This window comes from Jatrophihabitans telluris (genome assembly GCF_023516435.1).
GTDB lineage: Bacteria > Actinomycetota > Actinomycetes > Mycobacteriales > Jatrophihabitantaceae > Jatrophihabitans_A > Jatrophihabitans_A telluris.
On record NZ_CP097332.1, the window covers coordinates 4120820 to 4141261 of the forward strand.

14 protein-coding genes are annotated in these 20442 nt (G+C 68.4%); 10 read left to right on the forward strand and 4 right to left on the reverse strand.

Going from position 1 to position 20442, the window contains the following annotated elements; genetic code table 11:
- Positions 1 to 216 precede the first annotated feature (216 nt).
- The gene (locus M6D93_RS19015; protein ID WP_249771762.1) at positions 217 to 2433 is read left to right on the forward strand and encodes a (Fe-S)-binding protein; all 2217 of its coding nucleotides are present in this window, start codon (positions 217 to 219) and stop codon (positions 2431 to 2433) included.
- A gap of 172 nt (positions 2434 to 2605) precedes the next feature.
- Here the strand turns inward: M6D93_RS19015 and M6D93_RS19020 are convergent, their stop codons facing one another.
- Together M6D93_RS19020 and M6D93_RS19025 are read right to left on the reverse strand one after the other, a co-directional pair.
- Positions 2606 to 4531, reverse strand: coding sequence for an acyl-CoA dehydrogenase family protein (locus M6D93_RS19020; protein ID WP_249771764.1), 1926 nt, complete (start codon positions 4529 to 4531; stop codon positions 2606 to 2608).
- A complete protein-coding gene (locus tag M6D93_RS19025) occupies positions 4528 to 5181 on the reverse strand; it encodes a TetR/AcrR family transcriptional regulator (RefSeq protein ID WP_249771766.1) in 654 nt (217 codons plus the stop codon). Before M6D93_RS19025 ends, M6D93_RS19020 begins: the two co-directional genes overlap by 4 nt.
- Positions 5182 to 5274: 93 nt before the next feature.
- Between M6D93_RS19025 and M6D93_RS19030 the strand changes: the two genes are divergently transcribed.
- Positions 5275 to 5769 (forward strand): PH domain-containing protein, encoded by a 495-nt coding sequence (locus tag M6D93_RS19030; protein WP_249771768.1) that lies wholly within the window; start codon positions 5275 to 5277, stop codon positions 5767 to 5769.
- 119 nt (positions 5770 to 5888) lie between these two features.
- The gene (locus M6D93_RS19035) at positions 5889 to 7475 is read left to right on the forward strand and encodes a PH domain-containing protein (protein ID WP_249771770.1); all 1587 of its coding nucleotides are present in this window, start codon (positions 5889 to 5891) and stop codon (positions 7473 to 7475) included.
- Between the two features lie 122 nt (positions 7476 to 7597).
- Here M6D93_RS19035 and M6D93_RS19040 read toward each other — a convergent pair whose 3' ends face one another.
- A complete protein-coding gene (locus M6D93_RS19040) occupies positions 7598 to 8956 on the reverse strand; it encodes an aminotransferase-like domain-containing protein (protein WP_249774237.1) in 1359 nt (452 codons plus the stop codon).
- A 69-nt stretch (positions 8957 to 9025) separates the two neighbouring features.
- On the opposite strand from M6D93_RS19040, the gene M6D93_RS19045 reads away from it, so the two are divergent.
- The 3 genes from M6D93_RS19045 to M6D93_RS19055 all read left to right on the forward strand — a co-directional run bounded on the left by M6D93_RS19045 (position 9026) and on the right by M6D93_RS19055 (position 11440).
- Complete coding sequence (locus tag M6D93_RS19045; RefSeq protein WP_249771772.1) at positions 9026 to 10528, forward strand: CoA-acylating methylmalonate-semialdehyde dehydrogenase; 1503 nt, start codon at positions 9026 to 9028, stop codon at positions 10526 to 10528.
- A 98-nt stretch (positions 10529 to 10626) separates the two neighbouring features.
- Complete coding sequence (locus M6D93_RS19050) at positions 10627 to 10833, forward strand: I78 family peptidase inhibitor (RefSeq protein WP_249771774.1); 207 nt, start codon at positions 10627 to 10629, stop codon at positions 10831 to 10833.
- A 112-nt stretch (positions 10834 to 10945) separates the two neighbouring features.
- The gene (locus M6D93_RS19055) at positions 10946 to 11440 is read left to right on the forward strand and encodes a hypothetical protein (RefSeq protein ID WP_249771776.1); all 495 of its coding nucleotides are present in this window, start codon (positions 10946 to 10948) and stop codon (positions 11438 to 11440) included.
- Positions 11441 to 11492: 52 nt separating this feature from the next.
- On the opposite strand, the gene M6D93_RS19060 is transcribed toward M6D93_RS19055, so the two are convergent.
- Complete coding sequence (locus M6D93_RS19060) at positions 11493 to 13772, reverse strand: putative bifunctional diguanylate cyclase/phosphodiesterase (protein WP_249774238.1); 2280 nt, start codon at positions 13770 to 13772, stop codon at positions 11493 to 11495.
- Positions 13773 to 13929: 157 nt separating this feature from the next.
- Here M6D93_RS19060 and M6D93_RS19065 point away from each other — a divergent pair, with 157 nt between their 5' ends.
- From M6D93_RS19065 to M6D93_RS19080, 4 genes are all read left to right on the forward strand, one after another.
- Positions 13930 to 15453, forward strand: coding sequence for a TldD/PmbA family protein (locus tag M6D93_RS19065; RefSeq protein ID WP_249771778.1), 1524 nt, complete (start codon positions 13930 to 13932; stop codon positions 15451 to 15453).
- Positions 15454 to 15479: 26 nt separating this feature from the next.
- Positions 15480 to 16865 (forward strand): metallopeptidase TldD-related protein, encoded by a 1386-nt coding sequence (locus M6D93_RS19070; RefSeq protein WP_249771780.1) that lies wholly within the window; start codon positions 15480 to 15482, stop codon positions 16863 to 16865.
- Positions 16866 to 17196: 331 nt separating this feature from the next.
- Entirely contained in the window at positions 17197 to 19020 is a 1824-nt protein-coding gene (locus M6D93_RS19075; protein WP_249771782.1) for a phosphoenolpyruvate carboxykinase (GTP), read from the forward strand.
- Positions 19021 to 19429: 409 nt separating this feature from the next.
- Positions 19430 to 20341, forward strand: coding sequence for a sulfite exporter TauE/SafE family protein (locus M6D93_RS19080; protein ID WP_249771784.1), 912 nt, complete (start codon positions 19430 to 19432; stop codon positions 20339 to 20341).
- The last annotated feature ends 101 nt before the right edge of the window (positions 20342 to 20442 follow it).

The following is a 20442-nucleotide window of genomic DNA, read 5'->3' on the forward strand; positions in this document are numbered from 1 at the left end:
CCCAATTCTCGGTGAGAGCGATTGCACGCGAGGATTCGGGCCGCGAAAGCCAGAGGGGGCGGCGGCGGGGGCGGCGGGGCGGCGGAGGGGGCGGCGGGGGCGGCGGGGCGATCCATTCGGTGGGGCGGTGTGATCCATTCGCTAAGGTGCGGAGTGGTTACCGGCGGGTAACTGTGTTTTTCTGGACGGCACCGGAGCGACAACTGGAGGAGCCCTGTGGCGCTACGCATCATCCTGACCCTGATCCTGACGCTGGCCACGGCCGCGTTGGCCGGACGTCGGGTGCTCTGGCTGGTCAAGCTCATCCGGTCCGGGAAGTCGGCGCCCGGCCGCGGGAAGGGCGCCGGGCCACGCGTGGTCAACGACGCCGAAGAGGTGCTGGGGCAGAAGAAGCTGCTCATGTGGTCCGTCCCCGGCCTGGCGCACTTCTTCACCTTCTGGGGCTTCACGATCCTCAACCTCACCATCCTCGAAGCGTTCGGCGCGCTGCTGATCAACCGGGACTTCCACATCCCGCTCGTCGGCACCTGGCGTGCCCTGGGCTTCGTCGAAGACTTCTTCGCGATCGCCGTCCTCATCGCGCTCGCGGTGTTCGCCGTCCTGCGCCTGCGCAACGCCCCGGAGCGCAAGCAGCGGGAATCCCGCTTCTACGGCTCCCACACCGGTCCGGCCTGGGTCATTCTCGGCATGATCAGCCTGGTCATCGTCACGCTGCTGCTGCTGCGGGGCGCCCAGCTCAACGCCGGCGAGTTCCCCTACGGCCACTCCAAGTGGACCTTCGCCTCCTACCTGGTCGCCAAGGCGCTGGGATCAGGCGCCTACAACTCAGGGCTGGCGACCTTCTTCCTGCTGGCCCAGCTCGTGGTCGTGCTGGCGTTCCTGATCATCGTCACGTACTCCAAGCACCTGCACATCGCCACCGCCCCGATCAACGTGTACTTCAAGCGGCTGCCCAAGGCTCTCGGGCCGCTACTGCCCGCCACCGACGAGACCGGCACGCCGATCGATTTCATGGACGTGGAAAACCTGTCCGAGGACACCGTCTTCGGCAAGGGCAAGATCGAGGACTTCACCTGGAAGGGTTACCTCGATTTCGCGACCTGCACCGAGTGCGGACGCTGCCAGTCCCAGTGCCCGGCCTGGAACACCGGCAAGCCCCTGTCGCCCAAGCTCATGATCATGGACCTGCGCGATCACATGTTCGCCAAAGCGCCCTACCTCATCGGAGGAAAAGCCCTTCCGGGTGAGGGCAATTCTGGTTCGGTGGAGGTCGGCGGTGGGGCCGCGGCTGGTGCGCACGGCCACCACGGTGTTCCGGAGTCCGGCTTCGGTCGGGTGACGGGTACGAATGCGGCGCAGTACAACCGTCCACTGGTAGGCGATGCGGCCTCCTTCGGCGTCATCGACCCGGACGTGCTGTGGTCCTGCACGACCTGCGGCGCCTGTGTCGAACAATGCCCCGTCGACATCGAGCACATCGACCACATCGTGGACATGCGCCGTTACCAGGTGCTCGTCGAATCGTCCTTCCCGTCCGAGGCCGGGACGATGCTGCGCAACCTGGAGAACAAGGGCAACCCCTGGGGTCTGCCGGACGCCAAGCGCGAGGAATGGATCAACGAGTTCGACTTCCCCGTCCGCAAGGTCAACCCTGGCGAGCCGCTGCCGGCCGAGGTGGAATACCTGTTCTGGGTGGGCTGCGCCGGAGCGCTGGAGGACCGTTCCAAGAAGGTGACGAAGGCCTTTGCCGAATTGCTGAATGTGGCCGGCGTCGACTTCGCGGTGCTGGGCCGCAATGAGACCTGTACCGGGGACTCGGCACGACGGTTGGGCAACGAGTTCGTGTTTCAGATGCTGGCCGCCGAGAACGTCCAGACACTGAACTCGATCGAACGCTCCCACCCGCTCAAGATCGTGGCGACCTGCCCGCACTGCTTCAACACCATCGCCAACGAATACCCACAGATCGGCGGCAATTACGAGGTCGTGCACCACACCCAGCTGTTGGCGAAGCTGGTGGCCGAGGGCCGGCTGACCCCGGTGGAGCCGGTGGACAAGAACGTCACGTATCACGATCCGTGTTACCTGGGCCGGCACAACAAGGTGTACACGCCACCACGCGACGTACTGGGCGCTATCCCAGCTCTCAAGTCGCAGGAGATGCACCGCTGCAAAGACCGCGGATTCTGCTGTGGAGCCGGCGGCGCCCGGTTCTGGATGGAGGAGAAGATCGGCAAGCGGATCAACGTCGAGCGGACCGACGAGGCCCTGGGTCTCGATCCGGACCTGATCTCGACCGCGTGTCCGTTCTGCATGGTGATGCTGTCCGATGCGGTCACGGCGAAGAAGGCCGAAGGGACGGCGAAGGATCACGTCCAGGTGCTCGACGTGGCCCAGATCCTGCAGCAGTCGCTGGTACGCCCGCCGCGTTGAGGTTGCCCTCGTTGTCCGGTGCCGCGCGTTGAGGTTGCCCTCGTTGTTCGGTGCCGCGCGTTGAGGTTGCCCTCGTTGTTCGGTGCGCATGGCGCAAGAAGGGCAACGTCAACGTCAGACAGCCCGCAACAAGGGCAACGTCAACGTCACACAGGCAGCAACAACGGCAACGTCAACGGAGGAGGGGGACGTCGACCGCGATGTCGGGGACGCCGAAGGCGTTTACCAGGCCGACAGCGTTGGGACGAAGCTGACCGCAGAGGTCGTTGACGACACCCGGCAACATCTTGGTTCGCGCTGCCGGTAGCCGCCCGTGCTCGATGAACCAGGCACGCTCGGCCTCCACCGTGGACAGCACGAACAGGTCACACAGACGCTCCAACTGCTCCTTGGCGGCGGGATCGGGACAGCTGTCGATACCGGCCACGAAGGCTTCGAGCAGGATCCGGTCGACGTGAGCGCGAGCTGTGGCCAGGAGGTGATCCTGACACTGGTTGAAGACCGCGAACGGGTCCGGGGCGCCGGCGGCCTTGCGTAACCGGCGGGCCAGACCGTCCAGCAGGTGCTTCTCCCTAAAATCGAACAGCGAGATATGCCAGCCGCGATCGGTCCATTCCGCATCGTCATCGCGCCCGGCGGCGTCGAGCAGGCGCTGGATGACCGAACGCGCCGCGGTGCGCTCCAGCACGTTCCCGACGGCCTGGTTGGCGACGAATTTGACCGTTCCCAGGACGTCCAGCTCCCCGAAGTGATCCCGGTAGGACGTCAGCAGCTCCTTGGCCACAAGTTGCAGCAGGACGGTGTTGTCGCCCTCGAAGGTCGTGAACACATCGGTGTCGGCCTTGAGGTCGGGCAGGCGATTCTCGCTGAGGTAGCCCGCCCCGCCACACGCCTCGCGACAGATCTGGATCGCTGCGGTGGCATGCCAGGTGGCGCTGGCCTTCACGCCGGCCGCGCGCGCCTCCAGTTCGCGCCGACGCGGATCGTCCGGATCGCCGGCGGTGAAGACCTCGTGCAGGGTTTCCACCAGCGCGGACTGGGCAAAGTGCAAGGCATAACTCTTGGCTATGGTCGGCAAAAGCTTACGTTGATGGACCAGGTAGTCCAGCAGCACCACCTCACCGTCCCGGCCCGGCGCCGAGAACTGGGTACGCGTGTCGGCATAGCGGGTGGCGATCGTCAACGCGGACTTCGTCGCGCTGATCGCGGCGCCCGCGACGCTGATCCGCCCTTGGATCAGGGTCCCGAGCATCGTGAAGAAACGCTTCGTGGAGTTCTCGATCTCGGTGCGATACGTCCCGTCGGCGTCCACCTGCGCATAGCGATTCAGCAGGTTCTGCCGGGGTATCCGCACTGCATCGAACCACAGCTGCCCGTTGTCCACACCGTTGAGCCCCGCCTTGGGTCCGCAGTCGGCGATCCGGATCCCGGGCAGCGGCTGGCCGCCCTCGTCCCGGATCGGCACGAGGAAACAGTGCACGCCATGCGACTGGCCTGCCGAGACGAGCTGGGCGAAGACCGCCGCGATCCGTCCGTCCTGCGCGGCGTTGCCGATGTACTCCTTACGCGCCTCGTCGTCGGGCGTGAGCACCACGAACTCTTCGGTCACCGGGTCGTAGGTGGCTGTGGTGCCCAGACAGGCCACGTCGGACCCGTGTCCGTGCTCGGTCATCGCGAAGCAGCCGAGCAGCCGACCGGCGGCGATATCGGCCAGGTAACGCTGATGGTGGATCTCGGTGCCCAGATGCAGAACGGCTCCGCCGAACAGTCCGAACTGCACGCCGGTCTTGACCAGCAGTGAGAGATCGCCCATGCCCAGCATGTCGAAAGCGGTGATCGAGGCCCCGATGTCCCCGCCACCTCCGTACGCCTCCGGGAAGCCGTACCCGGTCATTCCCTCGTCGCACAGGCTCAACAGCTGGGCCAACGTCCGGGCGCGATGCTCGGCGATGCTCAGCCCGGGCACCGGACGGAACAGCTCACGTTCGCTCAGCTTGCGGGCGGACTCGCGGACGTGACCCCAACGGCCGTCCAGGTGCTGACGCAGACGGTGCACGGTTTCCTCGTTCAGCGGGGCAACGGGGTGTGCAGCGGTCATGCCGGATTCCTTTCGAAGGTGGACAACCCGTCCCACAACAGGGCGGTGAGGCTGGCCGTCAGCTCGGCGCGGGTCAGCTCGCCGGGATGGTCGAGCCACCAGTCACCGGCGGATTGAATCAGCCCGACGATGGCGACTCCCCACGGTTTGGCCAGCGGATTGTCGTACCCGGCCCCTGGAGCGCCGGACGATCCACCGGACGCGGCGGCGGAGGCGATGATGTCGTTGATCCGGGCCGCGACGATGGCCGGATAGTCGACCTGCCGCTCCGAGCCGGCGGCGTCGAGCACGGGGTTGCGGGCGACGAAGCGATACAGCTCGGGCCGCTTGTCGAGCAGCTGGAAGTAGGCATCGATTCCCGCCGAGACCATGTGCCGCGGATCGTGGTGGGTCGCTATGCGCTCGCCGAGGTTGGCCGTCCACACGCTGGCCATTTCCTGGCCGACGGCGCGGTACAGGTCGGCCTTGTCCTCGAAATGGCGGTAGAACACCGCTTTGGAGGTACCGGCTTCGGCGGCGATCTGGTCCATGCCGACGGTCGCGCCGTGTTTGTCCACGGCCCGGATGGCAGCCTGGACGAGCTCGGCGCGCCTGCTCTGCCGATGGGCGTCCCAGCGCGCTGACCGTCCGTCCACGGCTGCGATCTTCATGTCGTCACAGTATCCGATACCGCTAGTTACAGGTAAGGGTGGCGGCGTGTCCCTGCCCACACCGATCCGCGACCGGTCTGGCAGGTTAGGCCTATGTCCGTTCCGCGCCTGCGCGAGCCTGCCAACCTTGTGAGCCCCCGAGCGCGGGTGTTCTGGGCGGCGCGCTGCGGCGCCGGGTGGTTGCTCCTGATCGCGGCCCAGGTCGCACTGATCGTGCTCCTGCCGCCCGCCCACCGAGGCCTGCAGATCGCGCTGCTGGTGGCCAGTGTGCTGCTCGGCGCGGTCCACGCGACGGTGATGCCGCAATGGCGTTTTCGCGTCCACCGCTGGGAAGTCACACCGACGGCCTGTTACGCCCAGGACGGCTGGATCACCCAGCGTCGGCGCATCGCTCCGCTGTCCCGGGTGCAGACAGTCGACACCGAGCGCGGGCCGCTCGAGCAGCTGTTCAGGCTCGCATCGGTGACGATCACGACGGCGTCGGCGGCGGGGCCGATCACCATCAAGGGCTTGGACGCCGCCGTCGCCGGCCGCCTGGTGGACGAGCTGACGGTCGTCACCGCCTCGAGTTCGGGCGACGCGACGTGAGCTCGCAGGGCCGGGACGCCAACGAGGTCGAAGGCGCCGCTGCGGCTGCGCCTGCGGCTGCCGCTGCGCCAACGCCTGCGGCTGCGGCTGCGGTGCCTTGGCGACGGCTCAGCCCCCGAATGTTGCTGATTCACCCGGTCCGGGAGGCGATCCGCTACATCCCGGTTCTGATCGGCGTCTTCTTCGCCGGCAACTCCAACGGCAACGGGCACTGGTGGAGTGTCGGGGTGCTGGCGGTGGTCATCGTCCTCGCCGGCGTCCGCTGGGCGACCACGCGTTTCCAGATCACCGCCGACCAGGTCCAGCTACGGACCGGCCTGGTGCGCAAGCGGACCCTGGTCACGCCGATCGACCGGGTACGGACCATCGACGTGACCGAGCACGCTCTGCACCGGGTGCTCGGCCTGGCCAAGGTCGCCATAGGCACCGGCACCGCCGACCACAAGAAGGAAGGGCTCGTGCTGGACGGCCTCGGCGCACGGGAGGCCCGGGCGTTGCGGGCGGAACTGCTGCACCGCTCACCCCCGGTCGGCAGCTCACCGGCCGGGCACCGCAGCGGCTACCACCGGTACGACCTCACCGCAGCCCGCACCGTCGAACCCACCTCACCACCCGCCGACGACCTCACCTCAGCCGCCACCTTCGACCCCACCGCCAAAGCCCGGCCCGAGCCCTGGGCCGGCGCCGAACAGGACGAACAGGAGCTGCTGCGCCTGGACCCCTCCTGGGTGCGCTACGCGCCGTTCACCCTGTCCGGACTGCTGACCGCGGCGGCGATCCTCGGCTTCGCCTGGAACGTGCTCAACCAGTCCTCGGTGAAACCAGGCAGTCTCGGCGCGGTCCGATCGACCGGACGGCACCTGCGCGACAGCCCGTGGTGGGCGATCTCGCTGCAAGCCGGCATCGCGGTGATCGTCGTCATCTCGCTGCTGTCGATCGTTGGCTACCTGCTGGCGTTCTGGAACTTCCGGCTCACCCGGCACCCCGAAGGCACCCTGCACACCAGTCGCGGATTGATCACCGCCCGCTCCACCAGCATCGAGGCCCGGCGGCTGCGCGGCGTCGAGCTGACCGAGCCGTTCCTGCTCCGGCTGGTGCGCGCCGCCCGGCTGTCGGCGATCGCGACCGGCCTGCGCACCGGACGCGGATCCGACCGTACGGCGGCCGTTCTCGCGCCCCCTTCCCCGCGGCGGATCGCCGAACGCACCGGCGCCTGGGTGCTCGACGATCCCGGCGCACCGGCTGCGATGACCGGCACCCTGTCGCCGCACCCCGCGGCTGCCCGGCGCCGCCGGCTCGTCCGCTCGACCGTGCCGGCGGCGGTGGTTTCGGCCGGGGTGATCGCCCTCGGCGTCGTACTCGGCCAGAGCGCGATCGGCATCGCCGCTGCCGTGGTCATCCTGGTCTCGGCCGCGTGGCTCGGCACGGACCGCTACCGAGCGCTCGGCCACGCGGTGTTCGGGCCTTTCCTGGTGAGCCGGTCCGGCTCGGTAGTCCGCCGCCGGGTTGCCCTGGAACGTGACGGGATCATCGGCTGGAACCTGCACCGCACGTTCTTCCAGCGCCGGGTGGGACTGGCCAGCCTCGCGGCCACCACAGCGGCGGGGCGTCAGGCCTACCTGATCACCGATATCAGCCTGGACGAGTCAGTCACCGTGATCACCGCAGCCACACCCGGACTGCTGGAACAGTTCCTCCTCACCTGACCCGGCGCCCGGCTCACCTGACCCGGCGCCCGTGACCCGCGCCCGGCGCCCGGCGCCCGTGACCCGCGCCCGTGACCCGCACCCGTGACCGCGCCCCTCACCCTGCGCCCGGCGGTGCGGTCTCAGCGGACGCCGCTCCACGAGCCGGTCCGCGCGGCCGCGGCCAGCGCGTCGGCCAACTCGTCGTGCCGGTCCGCGACACCGCCGACGGTCACGCGCACGTGCGGATCCTGATGTGCCAGCACCGCAAAGGGTGATCCCGGCGCGACGCCGATCCCCTGACTGGCCAGTCGGACCACCGCCGCCGTCTCGTCGACGACGGGAACCCAGATGTTGATGCCGTCCCGGCCGCCGACCTCGACCCCACGCTCCCGCAGCGCGGTCACGATCGATTCCCGCCGGCGGGCGTAGGTGGCTCGGGCCCGTTCGACCTCGCCCACCGATTCGGCGTCAGTGAGCAGGGACAGCAGGATCTGCTGCAGCATCCGACTGCTCCACCCCTGCCCGAGCTGGCGACGACTGAGGATCTCCCGCAGGACCGCCGGTGGCGCGCTCATCGCCGCCAGCCTGAGATCGGGCCCGTGGGACTTGGAGAAACTGCGAACATGCACGGTGCGCTCGGGCAGCCAGGCGCCGAGGCTGATCGGCACCGCCCCGGCCACGCCGCCGGCCGAGTCGTCCTCCACGATCAGGCAGTCGACCCGAGCCAGTAGGGCCGCCAGCTCCCGGGCCCGAGCCTCGTTCAGGGAGGCACCGGTCGGATTCTGCGCACGCGGCTGCAGGAAGACCGCAACCGGCAGGTGCCCGGTCGGCTCGTCCAGGGCGCCGGCCAGTTCGTCTGGCCGCAGTCCCTGGTCGTCGAGTCCCACCCCCACCACGGTGACGCCGATGGATTCGAGCAGGTCGAGCAGGGGCGGGAAGCAGGGGCTCTCCACGACCACCCGGTCACCGAAGCGCAGGGCGGACCGGACGAACAACTCCAGACCGTCCATCGCGCCGTCCACGACCGTGATCTGCTCGACCGGATAGGGCCACTGGGCGTGCAGGACCGCGGCCAGTTCCGGCAACACGGGATCGTCCAGGTAGCTGGCGGGCGTGGCCAGCGGTGCCAGGCGGGACAGCCCGGACAACGCCCGGCCCAGGTCGGGAAGGAGTTCGGAGTCCGGGACCCCCGTGGACAGGTCGAGCGAGAAGGGCGTCTGCCGGTCGACGGCCCGACGGTAGCGAGCCAGCGATCCGGAACGTGGATCGGCGATGGTGGTGCCGCGTCGCCCGTCGGTATGGATCGTGCCGGAGCGGGCCAGCAGCGCCCACGCCGCGCTCACGGTGGTCGGGGACAGCCCGAGTTCGGTGGCGACCGTGCGGATCGGGGGCAGTTTCTCCCCGACCGCCACGGCACCGTCCCGCATCGCACGACTCACCGCGTGCGCGAGCCCGCGGGCGGTCGGCTCGTCCAGCCGCTCCTCCAAAGCACTCAACATTGCCGTCACGGTTTGTAACATAGCGAAGGATTCTTTGTTCTGGCTACCCCTGTCACGTAATCTCATGACATGACCAACGCAACCCCGCAGCGCATCTCGCACTGGATCGACGGCTCCTCCACCCCTGGCACCTCCGGCCGGGTCGGGCCCGTCTTCAACCCGGCCACCGGCGTACAGACCGGCGAGGTCGAGCTGGCCAGCGCCGCGGAGGTGAACACGGCCGTGGCCTCGGCCAAGTCGGCCGCGCGCGACTGGCGCCAGGCCTCGCTGTCCCGCCGCGCCGCCGTGCTGTTCGCCTTCCGCGAGTTGCTGCACGCCCGCACGGACGAACTCGCCGCGATCGTCACCGCCGAGCACGGCAAGGTTCTCTCCGACGCCGTCGGGGAGATCTCCCGCGGGCTGGAGAACGTCGAGTACGCCACCGGCGTGCCGAACCTGCTCAAGGGCGGCTTCTCCGAGCAGGCCTCCACCGGGGTGGACGTCTACTCGATCCGGCAACCGCTGGGCGTGGTCGCCGGCATCACACCGTTCAACTTCCCCGTGATGGTGCCGCTGTGGATGTGTGCCAACGCCATCGCCACCGGTAACGCCTTCATCCTCAAGCCCAGCGAGAAGGACCCGTCCGCAGCACTGTTCCTTGCCCAGCTGTGGAAGGACGCGGGCCTGCCCGACGGCGTCTTCACCGTGGTGCACGGCGACAAGGAAGCGGTCGACACCCTGCTCCGCCACGAGGACGTGGCCGCGGTCAGCTTCGTCGGCTCGACGCCGATCGCCAAATACATCTACGAGACCGGAACCGCGCACGGCAAGCGCGTACAGGCCCTGGGCGGCGCGAAGAACCACATGGTCGTGCTGCCCGACGCCGACATCGACATGGCCGCCGACGCCGCGGTCTCGGCCGCCTACGGCGCGGCGGGCGAACGCTGCATGGCCATCTCGGTCGCCGTCGCCGTCGGCGGTGTCGGCGACGCCCTGGTCGACGCCATTGCGGCTCGGCTGCCCAAACTGACCGTCGGCAACGGCGCCGACGCCGACACCGACATGGGACCGCTGATCACCGCCGAGCACCGGGACAAGGTGGCCGGCTACATCGCCGCCGGCGCGTCCTCAGGGGCAAGTGTGGTCGTCGACGGGCGCGAGGCGGACCTGCCGGCTGAGGGCTTCTTCCTCGGCACGACCCTGCTGGACCACGTGACTGCCGACATGAGCGTCTACACCGACGAGATCTTCGGACCGGTCCTGTCGGTCGTGCGGGCCGACACCTACGACGACGCCCTGGCGCTGATCAACGCTAACCAGTTCGCCAACGGCACCGCGATCTTCACCCGGGACGGCGGGGCGGCCCGGCAGTTCCAGTTCGACGTCGAGGTCGGGATGATCGGCATCAACGTGCCGATCCCGGTTCCGGTCGCGTACTACTCCTTCGGCGGCTGGAAGGCCTCACTGTTCGGCGACAACCACATGTACGGGCCGGAGGGCATCAACTTCTACACGCGGGGCAAGGTCGTCACCTCCCGGTGGCCCGATCCGGCGACCTCGACCGTGGACCTCGGCTTCCCCCGCACCCGCTGACCGCGCCCGCGCCGGCGCCGGCTGGAACCATCCGAGCCATCACCGGATGGACAGCCGGCGCACAGCGCGAGCATTGACGGCGCGCGCACGATGGACTCATGACTACACCGACCGCACTGAGTGCACTCAACCTGCAGGACCTGGTCGGACTACCCGCGGACGAGGCGGCAGCCAGGGTCGAACGGGCCGAGGGCATCGTCCGCCGTATCCCTCGCGGTGGCCTGATGACCATGGATTACCGAGCCAATCGCGTCACCATCGTCGTCGAGGACGGCGTCGTCACCGAGGTCGTCGGAATCGGCTGACCCGGCCCGGGTGGGCGCCGGCTGATGCCGAATTCGGCGGCGGACGGCTCGGCCCACGAATCTGTGGCAACTTTTCCCGCCATAGCGGCCCGGGCGGTCGCACAATCTAGGAATGGACACCGCCACGCTCGTTTCCGCCTGGGATCTGCTGGTAGGCATGAACCAAGGGCACTTCATGCTCTACACCGACGAACCGCACACCGTGGACCCCCGGGAAAAGTCCCGGATCGTCCAGGCCGCTGTGTCCGGGACCGGAATCGCCCAGCATTTCGGCACCGTCGTCGTCACCAGCCCGCACCAGAAGAACTACGCGATGGGCCTGCGCGTCGAGGTGTTCGACGCCCACCCCGATGACGATCTGGACGACTGGCAGGAAGCCTTCGAGCTCGACCTGCCGGTGAAGACCAGCGGGCTGATCTACGACTCCCCCGGAATGTCGTCGTTCAAGATCCCGGTTCGACCAGGCGAGCAGCACCTGCTCATCACCGGCCTCGGGTTCTCCGATCACGACCGGCCGAGTGCCGAAACCCCCGGTGACCGCTGGCGAATCAGGCTGTGGCCGTGCGAGGAGCACCACCAGTCGACCCGGCTCAAGGCAGCCTCCTGACCGCCTGAGCCTCGGGAGCGCCGGCGCCGGCGCCGGAGGTGACGCGGTCGAGTCAGCGCAGGCCGGCGGGATCGTCGGCCAGCAGGATGGCGTGCAGTTCCTCGGTGGGCATCGGCTGGTAGGCCCAGAATCCCTGGAAGTACCGGTAGCCGATCGACATCAGCGTGATCATCTGCCGCTCGGACTCGACTCCCTCGGCGATCACCCGCATGCCCAACTCGTCGGCCAGCTGCACCACCGCTCGGGAGACGGCGAGATCGACAGGGTTGGGGACGGGCAGGCCCAGGCCGGCGACGAAGGACTTGTCGAGCTTGACGATCGTCGCGGGCAGGCGCTTGAGGTAGGTCAGCGGGGCGTAGCCGGTACCGAAGTCGTCGAGGGCCACCTCCAACCCGAGGTCTCGAAGGCGCCAGAGTTCGGCGAGTTCGGGCGATCCGGCGTCGACCAGCACCGATTCGGTGACCTCAAGACAGACCTGCTGAGGTGACACCGCGAATTCCGCGATGGTCTCGGAGATGAGGTTGAACAGCCGTCCCGTCCCCAGCTCTCGCCGGCCGGCGTTGACGGCCACCATCAGCCGGCGTCCGGTCGCGTTCCAGCTCGCCACCGCCGACAGCGACTGCCGGACGATCGACTCCGACAGCTCGTCCATCAAGCCGGCGCCTTCGGCGATGTCGAGAAATTCCGAGGGCAGCAGCGTGCCGCGGCTGGGATGGTGCCAGCGCAACAGGGCCTCCGCCGCGACCGGCACCCGGTCGGATTCCACGATCGGCTGAAAGGCCATGCGCAGCTCGGCGGTTCCCGCCCGCAGGGCCCGGCGCAGTTCCGCCTCGACCTCCACGCGCCGCTGGGCCGGGCCGGTGTTGAGCGGGCCGGCCACGACGTACCGGTTGCCGCCGCCGCGCTTGGCCGAGTACATCGCCTCGTTGGAGCGGCGCACGACATCGCCGGGGTCCTCCTCCGCGCCGACTTTGGCCGTACCGATGCTGGTGGTCACGGTCAGCTCCGCGCCGGCGACCGTGACCGGGCGGCGGATCGCGGCGAGCAGGCGCTCGGCGAGCTGGTCTGGCGGCATCGAGGAGACGATCACCAGCTCGTCACCGCCGAAGCGACCGACCACGTCGGAGGCGGTCACCAGCACCGAGATCCGGGCCGCGAGGGTGCGCAGCAGATCGTCCCCGGCCGAGTGGCCGTAGGCGTCGTTGACCTTCTTGAAGTCGTCCAGGTCGATGAAGTACACGTTGCGCCGCGGGTCGGCAGGATCGTCGGCAGCGCTCTGCAGCGTCTCGCCGATCACGCGCCGGTTGGCCAGACCGGTGAGCGGGTCGTGGCCGGCCTCCCAGGCCATCCGCTGCTCGGCCCGCACCTGGGCGTCGACGTCGCGCAGGGTGCACAGGATCTGCATGGTGCGCCCGTCCGGGCCGCTCTGCCAGGGCGCGACCCACACCTGGATCCAGCGCCAGTTGCCGAACTCGTCCCGCATCCGCATCCGGGTCTGGCGGGCACCGCCGGCCGGGTTGTCGCGCAGCTCCTCGGCGAGCACGTCCAGCTGGCGTCGGTCGGTGGGATGCAGGATCAGGCGCAGATCGGCGTAGCGCGCGCTGCGGGAGCCGGAGTGCCCGGCGCCGTTGAGTCGCTCGAACACGCGCCGGTTGGCCCAGAGGATCTGCCCGTCGGAGAGCTGGATGAGCAGGATGCTGTCCGGCATGACGTCGACGATCGCGTCGAAATACCGCTTCTGCGGGCTCGGTTCGACGTGGAGGTCGGTGATGTCGATGGCCACTCCGTGGGGAATCGCATCCTCACCGGGTTCGTCGAACCATCCGTAGAACCGGACCAGCCGGATCTCGCCCGTCCCGTGCCGCACGATGCGGAAGTCCCGGCAGGCGCGGCGCAGCGCGAACAGCTCGGTGAGGCCTTCGAGGAAGGCGGGTAGCTCGGGCAGCAGGATCGACGCGTACGGCCCGGCCATGATCTCGGCGGTGTGGAGGTCTGGCTCCCGTGCGTTGCGCAGTTCTTCGGGATAGCACCAGGGGGAGAGCACGAGGTCGAGCACCGCTGTGGACGACGGCTGCCCGTCGGCCGGGACGTAGCGCGCCTCGGCCCCGCGTGTCGCGCCGGTATCGGGGTCGATGACCAGGCGAATGTGCACCGCCCGCTCCGCGCCGGTGGAGTCCGGGGCAGTCCCGGGCCTGGCGGCCGTGAGGGCGCTGAGCGCTGCCATCGTGAGCGGGTGTTCGGCGAGCTCGGGTTCCAGAGGCAGCGCGGGATCGACCAGGCGGTCGTTGACGACCAGGACCGTCGAGTCGCCGGCGACGACGACCCGCTCCATAGAACTCACCAGCACTTCTCCCCGCTGCCGCAGGCTGCGCGAGCTTCGCCGGCCCCGGCAGACTGGCTACAGTCTGGCCCCTGTCGAGCGAAGATCAACTGTGAACCGCCGACACGCCACGAGCGGACCGTCAGAACCTGCCATTAGGGTGCCAGGCATGCCGGATATCGACCCTGTCTTCATTGATCTACTCCACCCGGCGCTGGCCGACGCAGCGTTGAGTCGGGCACGCGATCTGGGCGCCAGTCACGCCGATTTCCGCCTTGAGCGTATCCGTACCGCAAACCTGTCCATTCGGGACGGAAGGCTCGATTCCAGTACCGATACGCAGGATCTAGGCATAGCCGTCCGCGTCGTGCACGACGGGGCCTGGGGCTTCGCCAGCGGAATCGACCGCACCCCGGAGGGGGCCGCACAGTTGGCCGAGCGCGCGGTGGCGACGGCGAAGATCAGCCGGGTATTGGGCAAACGGCCGGTCGAGCTGGCCGCCGAACCGGCCTATCCGAACGCGACCTGGGTCTCGGCCTACGACCTGAACCCGTTCGACGTCCCCGAGTCCGAGCGGGTCGCCCTGCTGGTGGACTACTCCGAGCGGCTGCTGTCCGCCGACGGCGTCGACCACGTCGATGCACATCTCATGCAGGTGCAGGAGAACAAGTTCTACGCCGACACCTCGGGCACCACGACGACGCAGCAACGGATCCGCCTGCATCCGGAATTCACCGCGGTCCAGGTCGATCCGGCGGCGGGCGGTTTCTCCTCGATGCGCACGCTGGCTCCCCCGGCCGGACGCGGCTGGGAATACCTGACCGGCGCGGGTTGGGACTTTCCCGCCGAGCTGGCCGAGTTGCCGGCCCTGCTGGCCGAGCACGCGAAGGCGCCCTCGGTGGCGGCGGGTGCCTACGATCTGGTCATCGACCCGTCCAACCTGTGGCTGACGATCCACGAGTCGATCGGGCACGCCACCGAGCTAGATCGCGCGCTGGGCTATGAAGCCGCCTTCGCCGGCACCTCGTTCGCGACGTTCGACCAGCTCGGCACGCTGCGCTACGGCAGCGGGATCATGAACGTCACCGGCGACCGCACGGTCGAACACGGGCTGGCCAGCATCGGCTACGACGACGAGGGCGTGGCGACCTCCGCCTTCGACATCGTGCGCGACGGGGTGCTCGTCGGCTACCAGCTCAACCGGCAGATGGCGGCCGAGAACGGCACCCCCGAAAACGGTCTGCAGCGATCGAACGGCTGCGCGCTGGCCGACTCCCCCGGTCACATCCCGCTGCAGCGAATGGCGAATGTGTCCCTGCAACCGGCTCCGGACGGCGGCTCGACCGCGGAGCTGATCGGCGGGGTGGAACACGGCCTCTACGTCGTCGGTGACAAGTCCTGGTCCATCGACATGCAGCGCTACAACTTTCAGTTCACCGGGCAGCGGTTCTTCACGATCGAGAACGGTCGGCTCACCGGACAGGTCCGCGACGTGGCGTATCAGGCGACGACGACGGAGTTCTGGGGGTCGATGGAGGCGGTCGGCGGCCCGCAGACCTACGTTCTGGGCGGTGCGTTCAACTGCGGCAAGGGCCAGCCGGGCCAGGTTGCCGCGGTGTCCCACGGCTGCCCGTCGGCGCTGTTCCGGGGCGTCAACGTGCTGAACACCAAGGCCGAAGGTGGACGAGGGTGAGCGGGACGAGCGGGAGGACAACTGAGATGGTGCGCATTCAGGAATTGATCGAGCAGGCCCTGTCCCTGTCCACCACCGACGGCTGCATCGTGGTCGGCGCCGAGCAGACCCAGGCCAACCTCAGGTGGGCCGACAACAGCCTCACCACGAACGGCTCGATGTCCTCACGCACGATCACCGTGATCTCCACGGTCGCCGTCGACGGAGGGACCGCCGCGGGCGTCGTGAGCAGGGCGGTGTCCGGTCCGGACGAACTGTCCGAGCTGGTCGCGGCCAGCGAAGCGGCGGCGCGCGCCTCCGGTCCGGCCGACGACGCGGCCGAACTGGTACCGGCCTACGACTCCACCGACGACTGGAACGCGGCCGCGGCGGCGACCTCCATCGAGGTGTTCGCCGAATTCGCGCCGGCGCTGGGCAAGGCCTTCGCCGAGGCGCAGACGTCCGGGGTGCGCTTGTTCGGGTTCGCCGAGCACATCGTGACCGCCTACTTCGTGGCGTCCTCGACCGGCCTTCGGCGCCGATTCGACCAGCCGACCGGCCGCCTTGAGCTCAACGCCAAGTCGGCGGACCTCAGCCGCTCCAGCTGGGGCGGGGTACAGACCAAGGACTTCGTGGGCCTGGACGTGGCCGGGCTGGTGGCGGGCCTGCGCACCCAGCTGGGCTGGGCCGAAAATCGCATCGACCTTCCCGCGGGCCGGTACGAGACGATCCTGCCGCCCAGCGCCATCGGCGATCTGATGATCTATGCCTACTGGACGGGTTCGGCCCGCGACGCCGAGGAGGGCCGCAACGTCTTCTCGGCGGCCGACGGCGGGACGAAGATCGGCGAGCGGCTGTCGAGCCTGCCGCTGCGCCTGCACTCCGACCCGCACCGGGCTGGGCTGGAGTGCCCGGACTTCGAGATCGCCCGCTCGTCCGGCGGTGGCATGCAGTCGGTGTTCGACAACGGCGCTGCGGTGATGCCGACCGATTGGATCAGCGACGGCGTCCTCACCAATCTGGCCCGGACCCGTAGCTGGGCCGCCAGAACCGGTACCGAACCGGTCGTGTTGATCGACAACCTGATCCTCGACGGCGGCGGTGAGGCCACGCTCGAGGAGATGATCGCCAGCACCGAGCGCGGGCTGCTGCTGACCTGTCTGTGGTACATCCGCGAGGTCGATCCCCAGACTCTGCTGCTGACCGGCCTGACCCGCGACGGGGTCTACCTGATCGAGCACGGCAAGGTCGTCGGAGCCGTCAACAACTTCCGCTTCAACGAATCCCCGATCGATCTGCTCGGCCGGATAAGTGAAGTCGGAGCCACGGTCACCACCCTTCCCCGGGAATGGAACGACTACTTCAGCCGTACCGCCATGCCGCCGGTGCGCGTCCCCGACTTCAACATGTCCACGGTCAGCCAGGCGAGCTGAGCGGGCAGGGTCCCGCCGCCCGTGCGGCTGAGTTCGCCGTGCGCCGCGGCTGAGTTCGCCGTGCGCGCCGAATGGCGCAACACGGCCGGATCAACGGCACGTCACGAAGTGACCGTCCACTCTGTGAGAAGGGACTCGTCACATTTGCACGGCCTGTAAGCGCTAGCAGCGGTTAACTTCGATCCATCCCTCGCGGGGACTCCTCGCCGTACCACCGGGCGCAGGTCGGGCATCGTGTCCGGTCGAACGGTCGCCAATGGACCGTCCAGCGTCCGGCAGTCGGCGTTTCCGCGACACCTGAAAACAGTCAGTGCCGACTGAAGGAGTGCCGATGACTGCCACACTCGACCGATCCGTTGCCCCCACGACCCACACTGCCTTGCTGCAATGGGTTCAGGAATGCGCCGAACTCACCCAGCCCGAGGAGATCGTCTGGTGCGACGGTTCGCCCGAGGAGTGGACCCGCGTCACTGATCTGCTGGTGGAAACCGGCACGTTCGTGCGGTTGAACGCGGACAAGAAGCCGAACTCCTTCTATTGCGCGTCCGACCCGACCGACGTCGCTCGGGTCGAGGACCGCACCTTCATCTGTTCGCGGGATTCCGCCGACTGCGGCCCGACCAACAACTGGATGGATCCCGACGACATGAAGGCGCTGCTGACCGAGCGCTTCCGGGGCTCGATGCGCGGCCGCACAATGTACGTCATCCCTTACTGCATGGGGCCGTTGAACGCCGACGAGCCGATGCTCGGGGTTGAACTGACCGACGCCCCGTACGTGGTCGCGTCCATGCACATCATGACGCGTGTGGGGACGGCGGCGTTGGAGCTGTTCACCAAGGACGGCAAGGACGATCAGGAATTCGTCCCGGGCCTGCACTCGATCGGTGCCCCGCTGGCCCCCGGCGAGCCTGACGTCGCCTGGCCGTGCAACGACACGAAGTACATCGTGCACTTCCCCGAGGAACGGCTGATCTGGTCGTACGGATCGGGCTACGGCGGCAACGCGCTGCTGGGCAAGAAGTGTTACTCGTTGCGCATCGCCTCGGTGAAGGCGCGGGACGAGGGTTGGCTGGCCGAGCACATGCTCATCCTGAAGCTGACCTCGCCCGCGCAGAAGTCCTATTATGTCGCCGCCGCGTTCCCGTCGGCGTGTGGCAAGACGAACCTGGCGATGCTCGACCCGACGCTGGAAGGCTGGAAGGTCGAGACCATCGGCGACGACATCGCCTGGATCCGCTTCGGCGAGGATGGCCGGATGTACGCGGTGAACCCGGAGAACGGCTTCTTCGGCGTTGCTCCGGGAACCGACTATCACACCAACCCGAACGCGATGCGCACTATCGCGAAGGGCAATTCCCTATTCACCAACGTCGGCCTGACCGACGACGGTGACATCTGGTGGGAGGGCATGGGTGAGCCGCCGGCGCATCTGACGGACTGGAAAGGCCAGAGCTGGACGCCGGGTGGCGATGCCTTGGCCGCACACCCGAATTCGCGGTACTGCACGCCCATCTCCCAGTGCGACACGAAGGCCGCCGAGTGGGACGACCCTCGCGGTGTTCCGTTGGACGCCATCTTCTTCGGCGGGCGTCGCCGGGACACGATCCCATTGGTGACCGAGGCCCGCGACTGGCAGCACGGTGTCTTCATGGGCGCCACGCTCTCTTCGGAGACCACCGCGGCGGCGGTCGGCAAGGTCGGTGTCGTCCGTCGCGATCCGATGGCCATGCTGCCCTTCATCGGCTACCACGCCGGCGACTACTTCGCGCACTGGATCGAGGTCGGCAAGTCCGCCGACGCGGTGAAGTTGCCGAAGATCTTCTACGTGAACTGGTTCCGGCGCGATGAGGACGACAACTTCGTCTGGCCCGGGTTCGGGGAGAACATTCGGGTGCTCAAGTGGGCCATCGAGCGCATCGAAGGCAAGGCGGCGGCAGTGGACACGCCGATCGGACGCGTCCCGACTCCCGAAGCCCTCGACACCTCCGGACTGTCGATGGGGGCCGAGGAACTGACCACGGCGCTGGCGGTCGACCTCGACCAGTGGCGTAACGAGATCCCGAGCATCGAGGAGTGGTTCGCCAAGATCGGGGACAAGGTTCCATCGTCTCTGCGCGACGAGCTGGAGTCCCTGAAGCTGCGCCTGGGCTGAGGCCCTCGTCCCCCCTGCCGTCCCTGACGTCCCCTGCTTCCCCTGACGTCCCCATCGCGAATGGGCGGTTCCACCGCGAATGGGCGGTTGTACCCGCCCATTCGCGTTCAATCTGCCCATTCGCGATGGTGGGTGTGCGCGAGTGGCCCGGTCGGTGTGCCTGAGCGGCCCGGTCCCCGCGCGATTACCCGCGTCACCCCTTCTTGACAATTTCGGTGGGAATTAGGACTCTGGTAGACGTGCTAGAGACGCCGAGTTCGACCCGTCGGTCCTTGGCGACCCCTCGGGTCCGCCTCGTCCGGCGCCTGCACATCGACTTGATGCGCCTCGGTTCGGACTGTTGCCGGGACCGCTGACCGCTCGCCGTCCCGAGTCCGTCCCGCCTCAGTCCCGAAGGTTCGTCCCCCTCATGCATATCGATCTCGCTCTGTGCCTTGCCGGCGCGCTCGTCGGCCTCCTGGTCGGCTTGACCGGAATGGGCGGCGGCGCGTTGATGACGCCGTTGCTGGTCCTGGTCTTCAATGTCGCCCCGTTGGCCGCAATCTCCTCCGATCTGGTGACCAGCCTGGTGATGAAACCGGTCGGGGCGGCGGTCCACCTGCGTCGCGGCACCGTCCAACTTCCGCTGCTCAAGTGGCTGGCGATCGGCGCCGTGCCCGCCGGCTTCCTCGGGGCCGTCCTGATCGGAACGCTCGGGCGCGCTGGCGCGGTCCAGTCCAAGCTGAAGCTGATCATCGGGATCGCGTTGTTGCTCTCGCTGGCCTCGACCGTGGTCCGCCAGCTCATCAGCCGCCGCTCCGGAACACCAGCCGCAGAGCTGGTCGTGCGTCCGGGACGAACCGTGGCTATCGGCGTCGTCGGCGGCCTCGCGGTCGGGCTCACCTCCGTCGGTGCCGGATCCCTGGTGATCGCGTTGCTCCTGCTGGCCTACCCGGGCCTGCGTCCCGGGCAGCTGGTGGGCACCGACATCGTCCAGGCCATCCCGCTGGTCGGCGCCGCGGCTGTGGGACACCTGCTCTTCGGTGACGTCCATCTGGCCCTCACCGTGTCACTGCTCGTCGGCGCTCTGCCGGCCGTGTACGTCGGCGCCCGGCTGTCCGCCGCCGCTCCGGCGCCGGTCCTGCGATCGGTGGTGGCCGGCGTGCTGACCGCATCGGCTCTGGCGCTGCTCAAGGCACCCAGCGACGTACTGGTGCCCGCGGCGCTGGCCGCTGCCGCCGGTATGGCGTGGCTCAGCCGCCCCTCCGGCCGCGAAAACGAGATCCAGGAGCGAACGGCCACACCGAAGCAGGCCGTCACTGTCGAAACCGTAGGGCGCTAGTCTCGCGCGGGAGACAGCGTTGTGGAGGGGTCCGTCGGGGCGTCCGTCGAGGCATCCGCGACGCCCCTCTCTGCACAACCGCTCACCCGCGCAACCGCCCA